The organism is Adlercreutzia sp. ZJ304, assembly GCF_011039075.1.
Lineage (GTDB): Bacteria > Actinomycetota > Coriobacteriia > Coriobacteriales > Eggerthellaceae > Adlercreutzia_A.
The window spans coordinates 1-18295 of record NZ_JAAKEG010000019.1; the positions used below are offsets into that span (position 1 = coordinate 1).

The following is an 18295-nucleotide window of genomic DNA, read 5'->3' on the forward strand; positions in this document are numbered from 1 at the left end:
TATCTGTATCTTTTTGCAATATCTTTTCTAGGTTGAATTTGAAGTTCTATGTCATATACCTTATTTTCTCCTTTAGCAAACAAATCAAGGCGCACCCCTTTTGTGTGCGCCAGAGGTTCAAATGCCTGTTCTGCATTTTTGTATTCAAGGGACTCTATCTTTTTGTTTAATATACGCTCTAGCGTTTTGATGCATATATCCTCATCTGTCATAACTCTGTTGAACATATATTGGTTTTTAATGGTTAGCTTCTGTCTTTGCTCTGATGCCATATCTTTTTACACCTTTCTAATAATTTAAGAGTACGCAATTCTCTTAAAATCCTAGATATGACATCTAATGCCTATGTATCAGAAATGCGATATTTAGTGACACCGAAAATCGCTATGAAATCAACTGTTTGCAACAGCTATTACGTCGCAAATCTGCTCAATTGCAACTTTTAATGTATACAAATCTTGCAGAAAACTTGCAGAAAACAACACACCTGCTTTTCGCGTTGAAGAAATTAACCTGTTATCTGTATCCGTAAATCGTATATAGTCCGTTATCCTCTTCGTAGGGTATCGAATATTTGCGCAGAGCTTCTACGAACTCTTTTTCGCAATCGTGCCATACTTTTTCTTTAACCAAATATCCGCCTGTAAGTTCAAAAAAGTGCGGTCTAACTTTTACCCATTCAATCGTCTTATAAGTTGAGAAATTGAAATTTTCGTCGTCGTAATAATCAATAGAAAAAGGACCTTCACCTTTAAGCAAATAGGAACTGTATTCGCTGTCATCAAAAAGAGTTTTGTAATCATATGGTGGTTCGAAAGGCAGTTCTTCGCGCATAGCTTTTATAAACTCACTCCACTTAGTGTTGTTCATATAACTTACTAAGTTTCGTTCGGAAATAATTTTGGCAATTTTTTCGCGTTCGGTTTTCTTTGAAGAACTGTTCATGCTCAATACCTGCTTGTTGTTTTTGTACTTAAAGAAACAGCATAGCGCATATTTTGCGCCTAAAACACGAAGACCGGACATGTAGCCCGGTCTTCGCCAAATGCATTTTTAGCTTGCTAATCTACTAGTCTTCAACTATCTCCGTAATAGCGCCCATGGGGCATTCCTCAAGACAATCGCCACAAGCTATGCAAGCATCTTCGTTTACAGCGTCAGCTACGCCGCCGACAACTTCCAGAACCTCTTGCGGGCATGCGTCAACGCATATACCGCAGCCGATGCATTCGTCAGCCTCAATAACAGGATGCGACATAGAATCAACTCCTTTTCGTGTCGTTGGGAATGCGTCGCAACGCACCTCGTCTACCCAATGGCTTTGCTAGCGGCACAATACCATTACCAGAATAGGATGCAACCCTAAAACCGCTCAACGGACAACTCTACGTTAAACAAACTACAAAAACTATGCCAATTAAGCACCATGACGCTTAATTGGCATAAATTAGCAATAATTTAGCAGATTCTAGGAAGTTGTTCGCCAACCAGCATATCTAAAATACGTGTACTACCGAAAGCTGTACGCAGCATAACGCGCGGAGTGCGATCAGAAGGTGTAGCATTAACTTCGCCGATGATTGCCGCGTCAGCTCCGTATTTGTTTGCGCGCATAGCTTGCAGCGCCGCTTCAGCCTGATCGGGCGCTACCACGCACACCATTTTTCCCTCGTTGGCTACTTGAAGCACATCATAACCAAGCATTTCGCAGGCTCCCATTACTGCCGGTTGTACCGGAATAGCCGTTTCTTCAACGGTGATATCCACTTGCGCTTGTGCAGCCAGTTCATTTAACGTAGAGGCAAGACCCCCGCGTGTAGGGTCGCGGAAACAACGCACGTTTGGTGCAGCTTCCAAAACATCAGCTATAAGATGATTCAAAGGTGCAGCGTCGCTTTCAACGTTTGCCGTAAACCCCAAGCCTTCGCGCTGGCTCATTATTGTTATGCCGTGGTCGCCTAGAGTTCCGCTAACCAATACTTTGTCGCCGGGGCGGCATTGCGCCCCGCCCAGATGCACGCCGGCGCGTATCACGCCTACGCCGCTAGTATTTATGAAAACACCATCGCCATGACCCCGGTTCACAACTTTTGTATCGCCAGTAACAATGCGTACTCCCGCTTCAGCAGCCGCGCTAGCCATGCTTTCGCATATGCGGCGCAAATCGTTTAAGGGGAATCCTTCTTCTAAAATCATGCCGCAGCTAAGCGCTATGGGGACAGCTCCGCTAGTGGCTACATCGTTTACGGTACCGCACACAGCTAAACGCCCAATATCGCCGCCCGGAAAGAAATGGGGAGTTACTACAAACGAGTCTGTTGAAAACGCAAGTTGACTATCGGCAGAAGGAGCCGGCAACACAGCCGCGTCGTCGCCAGTGGCTAGCGCGTCATTGCCATAAGCGCGCATGAATACTTCGTCTATGATGCGCTTCATCATGGATCCGCCACTGCCGTGACCTAGCATCACTTTCTCGTCAGCCATTTTTCCTCCAAATTGAGAATTTCAAAATTATCCTAGCTTCACAATAGCAGCACTACAGTCCGGCAAACAAACCATTACATGTACTCACCAGTTGTAGTAAGCACCAATTTGCCGCTTTGCACGCCCTTCGTGCCAAGGATTAAATTCGCCACGTCCTGCACAAGTGTTACCTCGCCGCGCAATACTATTACTTCTAAACACGTATGCGCATCTATATGAACATGCACTGTAGAAACTATATGTTCGAAGTAGTCGTGCTGAATGCTATGCAGTTTTTCCTGCAGGTCGTTCGAATGATGGCTGTACACAATAGTAAGCGTACCCATAACTATACTGCCGGGCATAGAGCACTTTGACTCTATCAAAGCTTCGCGCACCAAATCGCGCACCACCTCGCTGCGGTTTTTCGCAAGACCACGTCGTGCCACAAGTTGGTCAAATTCCATAAGCAGTTCTTCGGGCATAGCCACTGAGAACCGCATAAGATCTTGTTTCATAAAACGCCTAAACTAAACTAACAGTAACGCCACCAGCCGCTTCGGCATCATCCTCAATAGCGTCTTTTGCTTCGTCAAGCAGCGCGCGAGCATCGTCAAGCAGCGCCTGAGCCGCATGCAGTTTCTCTGAAACGGTTGCGAACCCAGCATCTTCGGCATTGTGAGCCAGATTATGTGTCCAGCGGCGCTCTAGCTTCAAATGATCGTCTATTTGTTCAATCATCAATTCCAGTTGCCCTGTATTTACCCCGTTAGTGCACATATTTTCCTCCGTAATACACCACAAGTGCGCCTTATCAAGCCATACATGCCGCATCGATTATTAGCTTCGAATGCTAATATTCTTTTTAATAGGCTGATGAAGTTTATGCAAGGGGTTGGTGTGAAGAATCCTGCGAACAGTAACATTTACGAAGTCAACGCACGCAATGTGCTTGAAGCATATGCCGAATTTCTGGACGGAACACCAGATTCGCTTCTTGTTGTTGTGTCGGAGCAAACACCCAGCTCTGAAATGCAAGATGCTATAAACAATTCGGCTAGACGTCTTGGGTTCAAACAAGACATAGCATGGCTTCAGATGTATGCCAAAAATGAAGCTGTCAACAATAATCTGTCTCTTGGCGCTAAAGATTTAATGAGCATTATAGAAGGAATCGATCCCATTGCGCTAATTGTGCTAGATTCCGCCAGTGTAGGGCTGCTAAGCGAAGCTTATCGCTGTAAGATTCCTGAAAATGCGCATTGCAGAGTGTTCGGGCGTAACGCCGTTACACTCTGCAATTTCGCAGACATGTTGAAAGATGACGACTTAAAACAGCGCGCATGGGCGTTGCTGAAAAAGCTGGCATCTAATTAGCGCGGCATCTGCATTGCGCGCACAGCATTTATGCGATTGCTTGCCTTGTCCGCTATGCGCCATTCTCAACAATGCCTTGTGCCCAATCAAGCAGCGCCTCCACCTTATCTGTAGTTTCAGCTTCGGCGTATATACGCACTAGTGGCTCGGTGCCAGAAGGACGCATCATTACCCAAGCGTCGCCTTCCAACATGAACTTCACGCCGTCGCGTCTGTCTTCGCCAACAACACGGCTGCCACACACTTCTTCAGGTGCAAAATTCGGAATGGTTTGGTTGCGGAAATTGCTCATCTGCGCATCGCTGACAGTAAGTCCGCGACGAGCAAATTCCAAATGCCCCAAATCTTCTAGCATTTCGTCTACTAATGTGCCTAAATCTTTGCCGGTTTGTGCCATCATTTCAGTTAGCAGAAGCGCCATTAGCAGTCCGTCGCGCTCTTTTACGTGACCGGGCAGTCCAATTCCACCCGACTCTTCGCCGCCAACCATAACTCCGCCTTTTTCCATTTCGCCATAAATCCATTTGAAACCAACCGGCGTAGATATTAGCTCCAGCTCTAGTTTGCGGCACAAACGGTCAAGTAGGGCGGATGCTGTTATTGTAGATACCACGCGCCCGGTTTCGCCACGATTTACCATGTGCTGAGTTATGAGGGTAATTATGCGATGTGGATTCACAAAATTGCCGCGTGAATCGCCTGCGCCAATGCGGTCGGCATCTCCGTCGTTTATAAACAGCGCATCGTAGCCTAACTCGCGTACCTTCGCCAAACCTCGGTCAACCCATGGCGGAATTGGCTCGGGGTGTAAGCCATCAAACGTAGGATCGGCTGCGTTGTTTATTTCGACAACTTCTACGCCCATATCGCGCAACAAATTTGCAAGATAAGCGCGACCCGCACCGAAAAGAGGGTCCACCACAATGCGCAGATTTGCGGCGCGAATAGCCTCTGTGTCTACAAGTTCTCGCAGCGCTGCTAAATATGGTGTCATAAGATCGACCTCAGCAACAGTGCCAACTTTGTTCGATACGTTGGCGCTGTTGGCGCTTTGGGCGTTCGCACCGTCGGATGCATTTTCGATAGCATCCATAGCTTGCTCTACCCGGTCGGTGAATTCCTTAGGGCTAGCGCCGCCATCAGCCATGCGCAGCTTAACACCCAAATATTCGGCAGGGTTGTGCGAGCTGGTAAGCATTATGCCGCCAACGGCTTCATCATCGTGGGCAACCGACCAACAAAGTGTAGGTGTGGGGCAATAATCTTGAGTTAGCTTTACGCGGAAGCCGTGATTGGCAGCTGTATTTGCGGCTATTTCGGCGAAATGATGTGCATCTAGGCGACAATCGTGCCCAACGTACAAAACGCCCGGCGCGCCTGCTGCCGCACCCGCCTTAGCTGCATCTTCTGCGAATACCAATGCAGCTGCATTGACTACTTTTCGCAAGTTTTCTTCAGTGAAACCTTCGCCAATAATGGCTCGCCAGCCATCGGTTCCGAAATGTATGTCAGACATACTATCTCCTTGATCGGTTTATACTGCCCATTTGATGCCTACTATTTAAAAGTACGGTTTCTGCGTCACTGCGAAACATTGTTTGCAATGCCATTAGTGCAGTACATAAATTGTCGAGAAAGATTATAGCAACGCCCTGCGTAATGCGCACAATACACAGCTTCTTTTGGTACGCTTTTTGCTCTGTTCTCAGTTTTTGCTTCGTTAGTGCAAAATTTTCCGAAAAATGGTCAAAACTTCCGACTTTCCATGGTAAGAAAGGGTAAAAAGTGTCCGCCGGCGTGTCGCTTGATGCTGTTTGCCCAGTGTTCTCCATAATTCAGGTTAGCTATGCAGCATACCAACCATGGAAAGTCGGAAGTTTTGACCATTTTGGTCTGTTTATTTGACTAGAAGCTACTCAAAAGTTACTGAAAAACATTTGCTGTGAAGAAAATATGTAAATGGCGCTAAATCTAGCATTTTTCTAGACTTTATTCTTGCATATTCGCAAAAGTTAGCCTATTCTAACTTGCGTAGAACAACTCGTGCAACCCCCACTACATAAGCACAGTTGTTTCTCACCTCCTCTCTTTTGCTTTTGAGGTGATCTGCTCTCCTCGTCTTGCAGATTCGCCAACAAACAAGCCCTCGTCTCCCCGAGGGCTTGTTTAACATTTGAATCCGAATAGGAATTTAACCCCGTAATTGTCAAAACTTTATCGTCTTTTCCTATAATGTAGCGAAATAATAATCGTCCATAGGAGCAAAGATGGCGAACAAATCGCTTGCAAAGAAGCCGAACGAGATTACCGTATTAGTTACCGGCGGTGCTGGTTTTATTGGCAGCCACACTACGGTAGAGCTGCTTCAACGTGGCTATAACGTAGTGGTACTTGACGACCTTAGCAATTCAAACCCTGTTGTGCTAGATCGCATACGGCAAATAGTTGACATTCCTGCAAACTCTCCGCAGCTGGTTTTTGTGGAGGCTTCCATTCTAGACCGCGAGGCGCTCAAGCGTACTTTCGACACTTTCCCTATAGATGTAATAATCCACTTCGCAGGCTTTAAAGCGGTTGGCGAATCGGTGCAAAAGCCACTGGAATATTACTGGAACAACGTGGCGGGCACGTTGGTGCTGCTAGATGTTGCGCGCAGCTACGGCGTGAAAAACATTGTGTTCTCGTCTAGCGCTACGGTGTATGGCGAACCCGATTTTGTTCCACTAACTGAGGCGTCACCCAAACATAACGCAACGAATCCGTATGGTCAGACGAAAAGCATGCTTGAACAGGTTCTAACCGATACCTACATTGGCGATAACGAATGGAATGTAGTGCTGCTGCGCTACTTCAATCCAATTGGCGCGCACGAAAGTGGGTTAATTGGCGAAGATCCCAAAGGTATTCCGAATAACTTGCTGCCTTATGTAGCGCAAGTTGCTGTGGGAAAACTTGCGCGCGTTGGCGTTTTTGGCGACGACTACCCAACGCCTGATGGCACAGGCGTGCGCGACTATGTGCATGTGGTCGATTTAGCGCGTGGGCATGTTGCGGCGCTTGATTGGATGGGTGGTGTTGCCGGAACGCCTGATGGCGGCATAACCACAGGTGATGCCAGCATATCGGGCACGCCCGATAGCGATGGCACTCGTCGAGGTGTGGGGATATTCAACCTTGGAACCGGTAATGGCTCTAGCGTTTTTGATGTAATTCACGCTTTCGAAAAAGCAAGTGGGCGCGAAATACCTTACGAAGTTATGCCGAGGCGCTCTGGCGACATAGCCGAAAACTACGCCGCTGTAGATAAGGCGCGCGAACAACTTGGTTGGGAAGCGGAATACGATTTGGATCGCATGTGCGAAGACGGTTGGAGATGGCAGTCTAACAATCCCAACGGGTTTGAAAGCGCTTGAAACATAATGAACGGATGCTGTGCAATATGTACTGCGGCGACATATGGTGCCGCCAGCACTAAAAGCGTAAAAATGTCTAAAACTTATGGTGAAATTAAAATAATTAGATGAAATAGCGAAATTGTAAACGTTCGCTTACGCAATTATCAAAACCGCCGTATACGCTGTAAAGATGCAATTTTCGCAGCGCAATACTCAGCTTTACCCCAAACATACCCAGCTTACCTTAGAAGAAGCAATAACGCTGGGTCTAAATGTAGCGCGCCTGCGAAAAGAACAGTCGATGAGCATAACAACTTTTGCTCAAGTTGCTGGCATTTCTAGACCGACGCTTTATAAGATAGAAAGCGGCGAATCGGATTTGAAACTTTCAATGATTACGCGCGTTGCTCAAGCGCTAGATACGTCAGTTCTCGACTTGCTTACGCCGCACAATTCGTCTAGCCGCCGCTAACCAAATAGCAGCTCCTAACATTGCGCCAGCTGTGTCCACTATCCAATCAATAGGATCGCATGCCCGGTCGGGAACAAAAATTTGATGCACCTCGTCAGTTATTGCATATATGCTGGCAACCAATACAGCCAGCAAGAATATAAGCAGCCAACGGCGACTGAAGTGCTTTCCGAAAGCGTTCGCTAATAAAGCGCCAAAAACGGTAAATTCGCAAAAATGCGCGATAGATGATGCTAAATCTACTCCGGGACCCAAGTAGTGCATCTGGATATCGTTTAACCACTGCTTAACGAGTGCAATAAAGTCGTCGCCTTCATTTAGGTCGCTTCCGGTATGGGCAGACATGAAGAAAATAACCAGCGCCCATATTATTACCAGACCCCAAGACAGAGCAATAAGCCATATGGCGTTGGAATTTTTGGTGCTATTTTCGCCGTACTTATTAATCAACTGCATATGCAAGTAATTCTTCCGCAGAATTCACGATAGCGTCAGGAATAGCCTGTGCGCCTTGGTCTGCAAAATTATCTGGATTGTTGTAGCCCCAGCGCACCGCTATTGCGAAAAGACCAGCATTATGTGCCGCTCGCATATCACCTGCTGAATCACCAACATAAACAGTATGTTCGGGCGTAGTTTGAAGCGACCTGACCATCATGTTAATTCCAGTAGGATCGGGTTTGCGCGGCACCGCTGGGCTTTCGCCTAGCATGTCATCAATCATGCCGGGAAGCCGAATGCTTACTATCTGATCGACCCCAGCCTGCAGCTTGTTCGACACCACGCCTATGCGCACGCTTCGTGCCCGTAACTGTTGCAGCACATCTACGATACCCGGATAGGGGTGCGTGTGCTCAAAATATTCTTGGAAGTGATCGTTCCATATTTGCATGGCGCGATCGGTAATTTCTTCGGGCGCGCCTTCGGGCAATGCTTGATACATAAGACGACGAACTCCGTTACCAACAAACGATAGAATTTCGCTTTCTGAGCGCTCGGGATAGCCAACTTCGCGAAGAATGCGGTTTGCTAGCAGTGTTAGATCGGGCAGCGTGTCTAGCAGCGTACCGTCTAAATCAAAGATGAACGTGTCGAATTTCCGCGCTGTCATAGGCTTCCCTTTCGCAATTCGTTTTATTGCAAGCATGCCTGCAAAAGTATTGTACGAAAATGCAAGCCGCAGTTTGTTCGACAAGGCGAACCGAGATAAAAATGGAGCGGGCGACGGGAATCGAACCCGCGTCAGGAGCTTGGAAGGCTCCGGTTCTACCATTGAACTACGCCCGCAATGTAAACGAATTATAACCGAAGTGATTCATAATCGCCATTACGATTCGGTTCTAGCGGGTTTGATGTAATCATAGTGTCCATTAGCTACATTAGTACAAGTGCAGTTTCCGCCAAATTGTAAAAGTGTGCTAAAAAGCTACCGAAATCCTTTGATTTCTTTGTTGGTACCTTACAATTTCTATAAGCTACCTGTTTAGGATATGTATTTAAGTGATTTACCAACACAGTTTTGTTGAATGCCTACTTTAATTATTTTTCGTCGCTGTTATGCTAGAAAGCAACTCTTTCGGAGTAATAACAGGTATACATGAATTCTTGAAATCTTTTATATTGCGAGTAACAATAGCGTCTACTTTTTCTCGTTCAGCCACAGCCACCACCAAAGCATCTTCCACATCGGAAAAATCGTATGAAATACCCCGAATTATCGCTTGCTCATCCAATGCAGCCAACTTCACATAATCCAATAGTTTCGATATTGCTTCTCTAGCGACTATCTTACTGTTATTTTTTGACACGATATAAAAAATGGTACTTATTGCATCCGTCGAAAGAAGAAGCTTCACCGTTTTATTTTCTGCAAGGGCAAATATTTGAATTGCATCCAGCACAAATGGTTGCCTATCAAGAAGTAGATCTAATACGACATTTGTATCTAATAAAACTTTCATCATGCGAACTATCTATTTTTCAAATATAGATGCTGGCGATAATCGCTTTCGTCATAATTTCCAGCACCAATACCAACAAGAGATTTAAGCTTATTTGAAATAGGCACTTCCGTTGTCAAATCACTAGTTCTTCCTAGTAGCAGCAAATAGTCTTCCACAATACTAGAGAGCGATTTTTTAGAATTTGAGGCATACATTTTCCCTGTACGAACAGCTTCGCTATCTATGCTGAGCGTCAATTTCTGATTCATGATACCTCCTTGCTTTTATACGTGTATATTTTATCAATTAATACGTATAAAGGCAACTAGTTACGGTCAGCTAGGGTAAGTCTTAAGGCATGTGGTATTTAGCAAGGTTTTTGCTATCCCTTGTCTACCCATGCGTTTTCTGCCTGTTTTTGTATGGTGTAGCGTTTTGTACCCTTCCCAGAGTCTCTAAACCTTACAGTTGAGCGTATGGGACAGGCTTTAGTATCAATAGAGTAGAGGGGCAGATATCCTTGCCCTCCCGTGTTTTCAATAGGGATCTTAAGAGAGAGTAGAGCTCTCTTAAGATCCCTATGGCAGTCCGCACCCTCAGAAAGCAGAACAGCCGCGGCAGAAAGTCTTAACAGACAGATCAAAGACATCATACGTACATGTCGGGGCTTTATGAGTTTTGCAACTCTTAGACATCGCTGTCTTTTGGTACTTGGACATGAGAGAAAATTTATCCCACACGTTTTAAGACTTACCCCGATTTTCGGAAAGACCAACATTTTCCTTTTGAATATGATTATTATCTATCTATAGATCCAGTGACCTAACATCATCGTAAATCCAGTTAACTATTTTTGCGGTTGGCAGTGTTTCCTTCTTGTTGGAATAAATATAGAAGAATTTATCATCACTTTTTTCGGCTTCGAAAAGCCTTGATACCTCTTTTAATTTTACTGGTCTATTTCTGCCAGCAACTGAAATCAGTGTATTTTCTAAGCTGCCGGAAGCAAACCCACTATTAAAATCATCGGTTGCTATAATTGCAAACTCACAATCATTCTGATCTTCTGCAAGCTGAAGGAGATTCTTCGCTATTTCCAACGATGTCTCATACTTTTTTATATTGCTTTCCAAAAGAGATTTTTCGGTTCCCGCTAATAGTGCCTCACCTTTCTTTTCTTCTATGTATTTACTAAGCTGCTCGATTGCTTTAGCATTCACAAACGGTAAATCTGTTATCTCCATTAATACATTTTCAAGATTAACAAATCTTCTTATAAGGGCTACGCGCTCACGACCATTAAATCGCGATCTAAGAAGAGCCTTGAATTCTTCTTCGGATTTCCAAAATGGCTTATGCCTTAACCCTCTATCAAAGAATAATGAAGCGCATCTATCATTTTTAAGTTGTTTAGCGTAACTGATAATATCATCATCACATAGAAGGCGAATTACTTTCTCATTTACAGTATGACCTTCTTTTGTTAAAGACTTTAAGCAAAATAATTCAGATACATTTCCAAAAAACTCATGCGAAACCGATTTTAGAACATGCCTCAATAGCATATCTTCGTATATGATAACTGGATGATTTTGAATCCATCGCTTTTCTGAATCCCTTGCAAGCACAACATTTTCCAACACAGATATAGAACTAGAACAGTAAGCGAGTTCGTATTTTTCAGAATCCTCGTTATAGTTATCGCTCATGTTTTTACATAAGGTAACACCAGACAAAAGGCGTTCATAATCAATAACTGTAGTTTTAAAGCCAGTTTCAAAAGAGTCTCGAATTAGATAATCGAGTTTATCAACGTCTATAGTCTGGGAATTTAAAAGAGATATAATGGCGTTTTTAATCTCGTATTCCTCGCCTTTAGCACTATACAAATAACCAGTAATGCATCTTGCGAAGAATTCCTTATCTGCCGCATTTTTTAAATGATCTCCATATACGGAAAGTCCAACCATAGCGCTTATGGTTTCATGCGGATTTGCGGCCTTTACGCTTGATATGTCTTTCTTAAAAGTAGTGCTTCCAACTAACTCGCCAAGCTGAACATCTATATTAGTAGCGGACTCTCTATATAGACCTTCGCCAGTATGTGAAAAAGGAGCATGACCTACATCATGCAACAAACAAGCTTTTAAGAATACATCTCTGCAATTAGTCCAATCAAAATCTTGTGGTATAGATAGTTTATTGTCGGATACGTTCTTCTGTAGAGCATCAAAAGCCAATACGCCAAGATGATAAACTCCAATTGAATGAACAAATCTGTTATGAGTGGCAGATGAATAAACTGGCATATAGCCCGTTTGTCTGATATACCTCAAGCGTTGAAATTCAGGGGTGTCTATAAAGCACTCAAAAAGCTTTTCATCAAGCTCTATATAACCATAAACAGGATCTTTGTATCGTTTTCTTCGTTTGTTAAGCTGCATTTATATTTAATACTTTGAGAGATTCGGGATCGATGCATGCTCTTAAAACATCAAATGGCGTATCGTTTCTGAATCTCTCCTTGAGATCTTTTATTCCATTATCAGCTTTAAGTCTAAACGCCGTGTTGTCAACAACCTCAAGAATATCGCTACAATCATGCATGAATCCATTTGTCTGTGTTCTGGACAAAACAAGATAAGCGGTTATGTCCCGCTTTGCCATTATTCGCACTACGGCTTCTCCGTATTCGTATATCTCTTCGAAAGTGACCTCTGTTACCTGATTGTTTTCAAAAAGCTCTATCAGTGCGTTTGATACGAGATCTTGAATACCAATGCGGTAATTCATTATTCCCCTCTTCTAGAATAAAAGTTTATCCAAGGTACTAACCTGCTAACATAGCGCTAGCGCTAGCGCTATGTTAGCAGGTTAGTACTTGTCTTTTGAATAATCTGCCCAAAATGCTACTAAAAAATGTACTAGAGGTTTGCTTAAAACTCGGAGGGGCAGCATGATGCCAATAGTGTAATATGTAATTAGTTCTGGGCAATGCCGCGTTTGCTCGGACGGGCTAAAGCCCGCACCTCCCAAACGCAGTCATGACACCAACAATCGGCACACAACCTAAATTTTCTGCGAGTATACTTTTTATTTCAGAAAAATGGTCAAAACTTCCAGCTTTCCATGGTCATAGCGCCACATAGCTAACTTGAATTGTGGAGAACACTGGACAAACAGGGTTCTTCAATTCTATTTTGATTCGTAATTGGCGTAATTTGGCATTGTAGACTGTGGAAAGTCGGAAGTTTTGACCATTTTTCGCCTAAAAAGCGACAAAGGCAACACATAACTAGCTGTATAGGCTTTCCTCATTTTTCTGTTGTTTTGACAATTTGTGTGTCCTTCTCTTGAGTCAAATTCCCGACTCCTTTCAAACTGTGTTGATGAACATGCTTCGACATATCTTGAAGGCTTACGTTGCAAGCTCCCTGCGGACTAGAATCAATGTGTATGCGGTGTATATCTATCAACTTAATAGTCAAAGATGCAGGATGTCTGACGCATCGTATATATGGCGAGGAGGAGGAAATGTCACCAACACTAACTTCTCCTTTTTTGGTACTTGCGTTATCGGTAGATAAGGAGTTTTTTCTATGAATACAAGAAGTGTCAACACTAGAAGCAAGCTCGCATATAACGAACATGTCTTGCCGTCGGTTGAAGATGGCTTGTATGTAGACGGAGTGCTTCCCAATGATATAAGCACTCCACATGAGATAGAGCTTAAAGCACTTGAGAAGATCGTGGCTTTAGTATCAATAGAGTAGAGCTCTCTTAAGATCCCTATAGCAGTCTGCAGCCTCAGAAAGCAGAACAGCCGTGGCAGAAAGTCTTAACAGACAGATCAAAGACATCATACGTACACGTCGGGGCTTCATGAGCTTTGCAGCTCTTAGACATCGCTGTCTTTTGGTACTTAGGTATGAGAGAAAACCCAACAAGCCTATTGTGCTGTTTACAAGAAGCGACAAGAGAAAAGAGGACGAGAGTCACTAAGTAAGGATATCGAGATGGACTCTTAAGCACCTCCATATAAGTATCAACATATTCAGTTTTAGCGGTACTAGTCATTTTTTAAAAGCTGCTCTTAAAGAGGGCTTGGGTTTTTATACCCTTATTTTGTCCCCAATCGTAGAATCGAGGTTAGGCTTTCTTTGTTTTACCAGTTCAGACATCATTTTTGAGGGATTTCCCCACACGTTTTAAGACTTACCCAACTTTTATTCTGTCAAAGACAACCTTTAGAATAGAAACGAATTCTCTGTAAGTATTTTTTCATACAAAGCTTCTATCTGATCATAGGTGAACTCGATAGGAAAATTGGAGAGCCGTTGAAGATTAACCGAAGCAGCTAGGACATCAATATCAGAGAGGTCAGTAGGCATCCAATTAACAGGCAGGTCCATATCCTGGCATATTCGTTTAAAACACTCCACACCTTGATATATATTCTGCACTTCGCTAGATTCGTTACCGCACATCAATGTATTGAGCTGATGGAGTTTATCACGAATCGAGCCTCTGACTCCATTGAAGCTATCGTATAACTGTCCTACGTCTGCCTTATTGGAGAGGTCGGATCCACAAGCATCAATCAACGCATCCCAAACAAACGGCATACAAACAGCAACAGCATGCCCATGCGGAATGCTGTATAGCGAAGTGAGCTTATAACTCATAGCATGTGCGGCCGTTGTGGTAGTAAGATTGATTGCCTTGCCTGAATAATTGGCAGCCCTCATAACCAACAGAGCTGCTTCTTCATTCCCGTGCAAGTAAGCTTGTCTGTTTGCAATAAGCATCTTAATTGCTTGTGATGCATAATGTTGACTTTGCTCTACTGATTTAACTGACCAATAAGATTCAATAGCATGGGAAAGAGCGTCTAAAAAGGTACATTTGCGCTGATAGTCAGGAAGACTCTTCAATGCTGATGGATCGAGAATAACCGCCTCGGGCTGCAGACAGTCTTGGGTAATCGAAACCTTTTTGCCCTTGGTATAACAAACCGCAAAGTGGGTAGATTCACTTCCCGTTCCTGCCGTTGTAGGTAGTGCAAGATGAGGAACATCGCTAAAAGGAATCTCATAGAACACCGGACACTCTTCACTATCTATACTTACAAAAGCCTTGATGCATTTGGCAACATCGATAGCACTGCCGCCGCCTACACTTATTAAAGAATCACGGTCAAAAGAGCGAAAAGCATTCACTCCTGCTAGGCATTCTTCATAGGTCGGATTAGAGTTAAACTCGTCGAATACTTTATAATTAACAGCCGCCTTATCCAACAGATCTTTAACTTGGTAAGTATCGAAGTGCCTACCACTTACGACAAGAGGTTTAGATATATCGAGACTTTTCATAAGGGATTTCAGATCGTTGACACCGTCGGCGCAAGTACCACAAAGAAGCTCCAGCTGACCGTTCTGAAGTTCAAATACTGGTTGCTGCTCAAAATCAATTCTACGGATCATTTCGGATACTCGTTGTAAATCATCAGGAGTATCGATTTCTTCAACAACGTGGTCCTCGTAACTAAAAGCTTTCAAGCCTATCTTTTCAAGGACAGTATTAGCTGCATTTTCAGCATAGACAGAGGTCTCTCCCGTTTCAACAAAGTACTCTACTGCATCAAGCCAAATATACATAGCCTCTTTAGATAACTTATAAAAGGGTTGAAAAGCAACACAGTCCTCGTCAAAAATACCAACAGAAATCTCGCGGATTTCATTATATGCAATACGAGCTTTAAAGTCTTTTTGAGGAAGTGATAAGGAGGCATTGACGCTACCGAGCGATTTCTCTTTCGAAGCTAATAGCATTCGCACATACTCAGCATCAAAAACGAGATCACCGTGGATCATCACAATATCAGAATCTACTAACAAGTGACGAGCACAATACATAGAATATATATAATTAGTTCGATCATAGATCTCATTAGCAACAAAGTGAAATGTACAACCTTTGTTCTCAAACTCACGTGCCTCGACGTAGAGCTGCCAGGCAAAGGGACCCGTTGTAACCACAAATTCGCTAATACCACAAGTACTGAGCAAACGAAGCTGTCGATGAAAAATGGTCTCTCCGTTATTTAAGCGCACCATACTTTTATGATTGTTTTTGGTAAGATTCCCTAGTCGACTACCAAGACCAGAGTTAAATATCAATGCTTTCATAAAAACTATCTGTAGCTTTCAAATTGAGCCATCATGACTGTTTTGTTTTCTTGAGGGGTTTTAGTTGGACGCCCTAAATCAATACGAGAACCTTGGTGAGTAGTGATAACAAGCGCTGCTTTAGGTTTTTTGCGAACAACTTCCATGCCAGTCTTGATTTCGTCAGGCGTAGATGCCTCATATACAACCTCAAACCCACAGGCTCTCAAAATGGCAGAAATACCAATACATAGCGCTACGGTGGGCTGTCCGCCAACACTCTCATGGGCTCCATTGTTGTTGAGAATATACTTGAAATTATCCGGAGCATTCTGTGCAATTATAGGAAAAGCGCCCATATGCATTAAAAAACTTCCGTCACCATCAATACACCATATGTTTTTCTTGGTACCTATAGCCATTCCAAAAGCAATAGAGCTGGTATGACCCATGCCACCCACCGTAAGAAAATCATGAGCGTGGTCTTGAGAACGCGCTTCGCGAATTTCAAAAATCTCTCTACTGGTTTTTCCGGTAGTAGAAACTATAAAGTCATCTTCATCAAGATTAGAAAGAATGATTTCGAGCGCTTGTTCACGAGATAATGGAGACCCATTATCTTTTACTTTGAATTCATATTTTTCGAAAGTGTTTTTCCGGATAACGAGAGCTACAGGACAACTACGATTTCGCATAATTTCTAAGCTATGGGCAAGTTGTATTTGCCAATTGTCGTCTAATACTTGATATGGCACTCCCATACAATCGAGAAGTTCACATGTGACTTTGCCCTGTTTGGCATGCTGGGGTTCGTCACGAACTCCCGGCTCTCCGCGCCACCCAATAAGAAGAAGCATCGGAATGCTGTATACGTCTGGATCGGCAATTGACAACAAAGGATTGATAATGTTGCCCTCACCTGAGTTTTGCATATAAACAACGCCATAGTTGCCGGTTGCTATATGATATCCGCACGCCATACCCAAAGCATTACCTTCGTTGGCGGTGATAATGTTGTGCCCGGGTGGAGTGTTTTCAAAAATGCAAGCGCATAAATCCTTTAGCAAACTATCAGGCACACCTGCAAAAAAATTAAAACCAGATTCATTAAGACTCTCATAGAAACTGTTTGGATTAATCGTCATCAAATTACTCCTTCGGGATAAGAGTAAGGACTTCCTTTATTGGTAAAATCATTTCGTCGGCCTCTTTGGAACGATGGCATTCAAGAATTTTATTAGCAACATCACGCATGGCAACATAGGCTGCGCGAGTCAGATGATTGGCATGAATGATGATATTGGCACCAGCTTGACTCAGTTCTTCTTCAGTGAATTGGTTATAAGAGGTAGGGATAAGAATTATGGGAACCTCATGCCACTTTTCACGAAACTTTTTCATGAATTCAAAAATCTCAGAGCCATCTTTTTCTTTGGAGTGAATCACGATACCATCAGCGCCACCCTCCTCCAAATAAATATCGGCTCGAATGAGCGCATCTTCCATAGGCTGCCCAGCAATGAGCGACTCAATACGAGCAAATATCATAAAATCTCGAGTTTTTTGCGCTTTCTTTCCAGCTGCTATCTTGGCAGCAAAATTATGAGGATCATCTTGAGTTTGCTTTACTGCCGTACCAAATAATGAGTTTTGTTTAAGACCGGTTTTATCTTCAATAATGATGGCAGAAACGCCTAAACGCTCAAGTGTTTTGACGTTGTGAATAAAGTGCTCAGTCTTACCACCAGTATCCCCATCCAAAATAATAGGCTTAGTGGTAACTTCCATAATCTCTTCAATGGTGCGCTGACGGCTCGTAAAGTCAACAAGTTCAATATCTGGCTTTCCCTTGAATGTTGAGTCACACAAAGATGACACCCACATGCCGTCAAAAGAACGGATTGCACCAGTTTTATCATCGACAACCTGTGCATTCTCAACAATCAAACCAGATAAACCATTAGAAGCCTCAATAATACGAATTGGCTTTTTTAGTTTAATAAGTTTTCGCAAAGAGGCACGACGCGCATCGGGAGAGCGATAATAGTTCTTTAGATCATCTTCCAAAACAGTAGCCGAAACACCCTTTGTGTAAGGTATCTCAACAAGCTCGCCCCCCCATTCGGAAAGAGTATCTATCACTTCTCGACGAACAGCAGACTGAACACCAGTTCGCCAATCATCTCCATGAATTACATAATCGGGCTTGAGTTGCAACAATTTCTCACGATACGAAAGCGAAGTTTGCTCTACTACTCGAGATACGCCTTTCAAGTTCTCATACATATTCATACGAGCGGCTGTACTAAGTAAAGGCGTGCGCTTATAAGATGCCACAATTTCATCAGTAAGAACACCAACGATAACCTCACCATATTCTTGAGCTTTCTTAATAATATTAAGAATTCCTTCGTGGACAATATCAGATGATATACATAGATACACTTGCTTCATATGATTACCTCTACGATTCATTTT

At 43.5% G+C, this 18295-nt stretch carries 20 protein-coding genes and 1 tRNA gene; 4 read left to right on the top strand and 17 right to left on the bottom strand.

The genetic code is table 11. The annotated features are described in order from the left end of the window. From G7Y46_RS08495 to G7Y46_RS08520, 6 genes are all read right to left on the bottom strand, one after another. Nucleotides 1-272 (bottom strand): PD-(D/E)XK nuclease family transposase (locus G7Y46_RS08495; RefSeq protein WP_206214161.1); only part of this gene is annotated, 272 nt, incomplete at its 3' end. Between the two features lie 244 nt (nucleotides 273-516). Next, nucleotides 517-945, bottom strand: coding sequence for a DUF6678 family protein (locus tag G7Y46_RS08500; protein ID WP_165062567.1), 429 nt, complete (start codon nucleotides 943-945; stop codon nucleotides 517-519). A 124-nt stretch (nucleotides 946-1069) separates the two neighbouring features. Continuing rightward, nucleotides 1070-1258: a 4Fe-4S binding protein gene (locus G7Y46_RS08505; protein ID WP_165062566.1), complete on the bottom strand. Its 189-nt coding sequence runs from the start codon at nucleotides 1256-1258 to the stop codon at nucleotides 1070-1072. Nucleotides 1259-1458: 200 nt separating this feature from the next. Further along, on the bottom strand, nucleotides 1459-2484 hold the full coding sequence (gene hypE, locus G7Y46_RS08510; protein ID WP_165253933.1) for a hydrogenase expression/formation protein HypE: 1026 nt from the start codon (nucleotides 2482-2484) through the stop codon (nucleotides 1459-1461). 74 nt (nucleotides 2485-2558) lie between these two features. After that, nucleotides 2559-2981, bottom strand: a complete 423-nt coding sequence (gene nikR, locus G7Y46_RS08515) for a nickel-responsive transcriptional regulator NikR (RefSeq protein ID WP_165253934.1) — start codon at nucleotides 2979-2981, stop codon at nucleotides 2559-2561. 7 nt (nucleotides 2982-2988) lie between these two features. Then, on the bottom strand, nucleotides 2989-3243 hold the full coding sequence (locus G7Y46_RS08520; RefSeq protein ID WP_165062563.1) for a dynein gamma chain protein: 255 nt from the start codon (nucleotides 3241-3243) through the stop codon (nucleotides 2989-2991). A gap of 120 nt (nucleotides 3244-3363) precedes the next feature. Here G7Y46_RS08520 and G7Y46_RS08525 point away from each other — a divergent pair, with 120 nt between their 5' ends. After that, nucleotides 3364-3840, top strand: a complete 477-nt coding sequence (locus G7Y46_RS08525; protein WP_165253935.1) for a hypothetical protein — start codon at nucleotides 3364-3366, stop codon at nucleotides 3838-3840. 52 nt (nucleotides 3841-3892) lie between these two features. Here G7Y46_RS08525 and G7Y46_RS08530 read toward each other — a convergent pair whose 3' ends face one another. Further along, nucleotides 3893-5356 carry a phosphoglucosamine mutase gene (locus G7Y46_RS08530; RefSeq protein ID WP_165253936.1) on the bottom strand — a complete coding sequence of 488 codons (1464 nt, stop codon included), beginning with the start codon at nucleotides 5354-5356 and terminating at the stop codon, nucleotides 3893-3895. A 787-nt stretch (nucleotides 5357-6143) separates the two neighbouring features. Here G7Y46_RS08530 and galE point away from each other — a divergent pair. Both galE and G7Y46_RS08540 read left to right on the top strand, forming a co-directional pair. Beyond that, nucleotides 6144-7253: a UDP-glucose 4-epimerase GalE gene (gene galE, locus G7Y46_RS08535; protein ID WP_346773620.1), complete on the top strand. Its 1110-nt coding sequence runs from the start codon at nucleotides 6144-6146 to the stop codon at nucleotides 7251-7253. A gap of 172 nt (nucleotides 7254-7425) precedes the next feature. Then, nucleotides 7426-7707: a helix-turn-helix transcriptional regulator gene (locus G7Y46_RS08540; protein ID WP_165062559.1), complete on the top strand. Its 282-nt coding sequence runs from the start codon at nucleotides 7426-7428 to the stop codon at nucleotides 7705-7707. Here the strand turns inward: G7Y46_RS08540 and G7Y46_RS08545 are convergent. The 7 genes from G7Y46_RS08545 to G7Y46_RS08575 form a co-directional block, all read right to left on the bottom strand. Then, entirely contained in the window at nucleotides 7660-8163 is a 504-nt protein-coding gene (locus tag G7Y46_RS08545) for a VanZ family protein (RefSeq protein WP_165253938.1), read from the bottom strand. The genes G7Y46_RS08540 and G7Y46_RS08545 overlap by 48 nt on opposite strands. Further along, nucleotides 8150-8818, bottom strand: coding sequence for an HAD family hydrolase (locus G7Y46_RS08550; RefSeq protein WP_165253939.1), 669 nt, complete (start codon nucleotides 8816-8818; stop codon nucleotides 8150-8152). The genes G7Y46_RS08545 and G7Y46_RS08550 overlap by 14 nt, the downstream gene beginning before the upstream one ends. Nucleotides 8819-8920: 102 nt before the next feature. Further along, nucleotides 8921-8994, bottom strand: a tRNA-Gly gene (locus G7Y46_RS08555). Between the two features lie 248 nt (nucleotides 8995-9242). Further along, a complete protein-coding gene (locus G7Y46_RS08560; RefSeq protein ID WP_165253940.1) occupies nucleotides 9243-9671 on the bottom strand; it encodes a PIN domain-containing protein in 429 nt (142 codons plus the stop codon). Between the two features lie 5 nt (nucleotides 9672-9676). Beyond that, complete coding sequence (locus G7Y46_RS08565) at nucleotides 9677-9919, bottom strand: DUF6364 family protein (protein ID WP_165063075.1); 243 nt, start codon at nucleotides 9917-9919, stop codon at nucleotides 9677-9679. Nucleotides 9920-10456: 537 nt separating this feature from the next. Continuing rightward, nucleotides 10457-12094, bottom strand: a complete 1638-nt coding sequence (locus tag G7Y46_RS08570) for an HD domain-containing protein (protein ID WP_165253941.1) — start codon at nucleotides 12092-12094, stop codon at nucleotides 10457-10459. Beyond that, nucleotides 12084-12443, bottom strand: coding sequence for a hypothetical protein (locus G7Y46_RS08575; protein WP_165063077.1), 360 nt, complete (start codon nucleotides 12441-12443; stop codon nucleotides 12084-12086). The genes G7Y46_RS08570 and G7Y46_RS08575 overlap by 11 nt, the downstream gene beginning before the upstream one ends. 806 nt (nucleotides 12444-13249) lie before the next feature. On the opposite strand from G7Y46_RS08575, the gene G7Y46_RS08580 reads away from it, so the two are divergent. Further along, a complete protein-coding gene (locus G7Y46_RS08580) occupies nucleotides 13250-13423 on the top strand; it encodes a hypothetical protein (protein WP_165063078.1) in 174 nt (57 codons plus the stop codon). Nucleotides 13424-13897: 474 nt separating this feature from the next. On the opposite strand, the gene G7Y46_RS08585 is transcribed toward G7Y46_RS08580, so the two are convergent. The 3 genes from G7Y46_RS08585 to aepX are packed head-to-tail and all read right to left on the bottom strand — an operon-like array spanning nucleotide 13898 to nucleotide 18271. Beyond that, a complete protein-coding gene (locus tag G7Y46_RS08585; RefSeq protein ID WP_165253942.1) occupies nucleotides 13898-15838 on the bottom strand; it encodes an iron-containing alcohol dehydrogenase in 1941 nt (646 codons plus the stop codon). 5 nt (nucleotides 15839-15843) lie between these two features. After that, on the bottom strand, nucleotides 15844-16962 hold the full coding sequence (aepY, locus tag G7Y46_RS08590; protein ID WP_165253943.1) for a phosphonopyruvate decarboxylase: 1119 nt from the start codon (nucleotides 16960-16962) through the stop codon (nucleotides 15844-15846). Nucleotides 16963-16966: 4 nt separating this feature from the next. After that, nucleotides 16967-18271: a phosphoenolpyruvate mutase gene (aepX, locus tag G7Y46_RS08595; RefSeq protein ID WP_165253944.1), complete on the bottom strand. Its 1305-nt coding sequence runs from the start codon at nucleotides 18269-18271 to the stop codon at nucleotides 16967-16969. Between the last annotated feature and the right edge of the window lie 24 nt (nucleotides 18272-18295).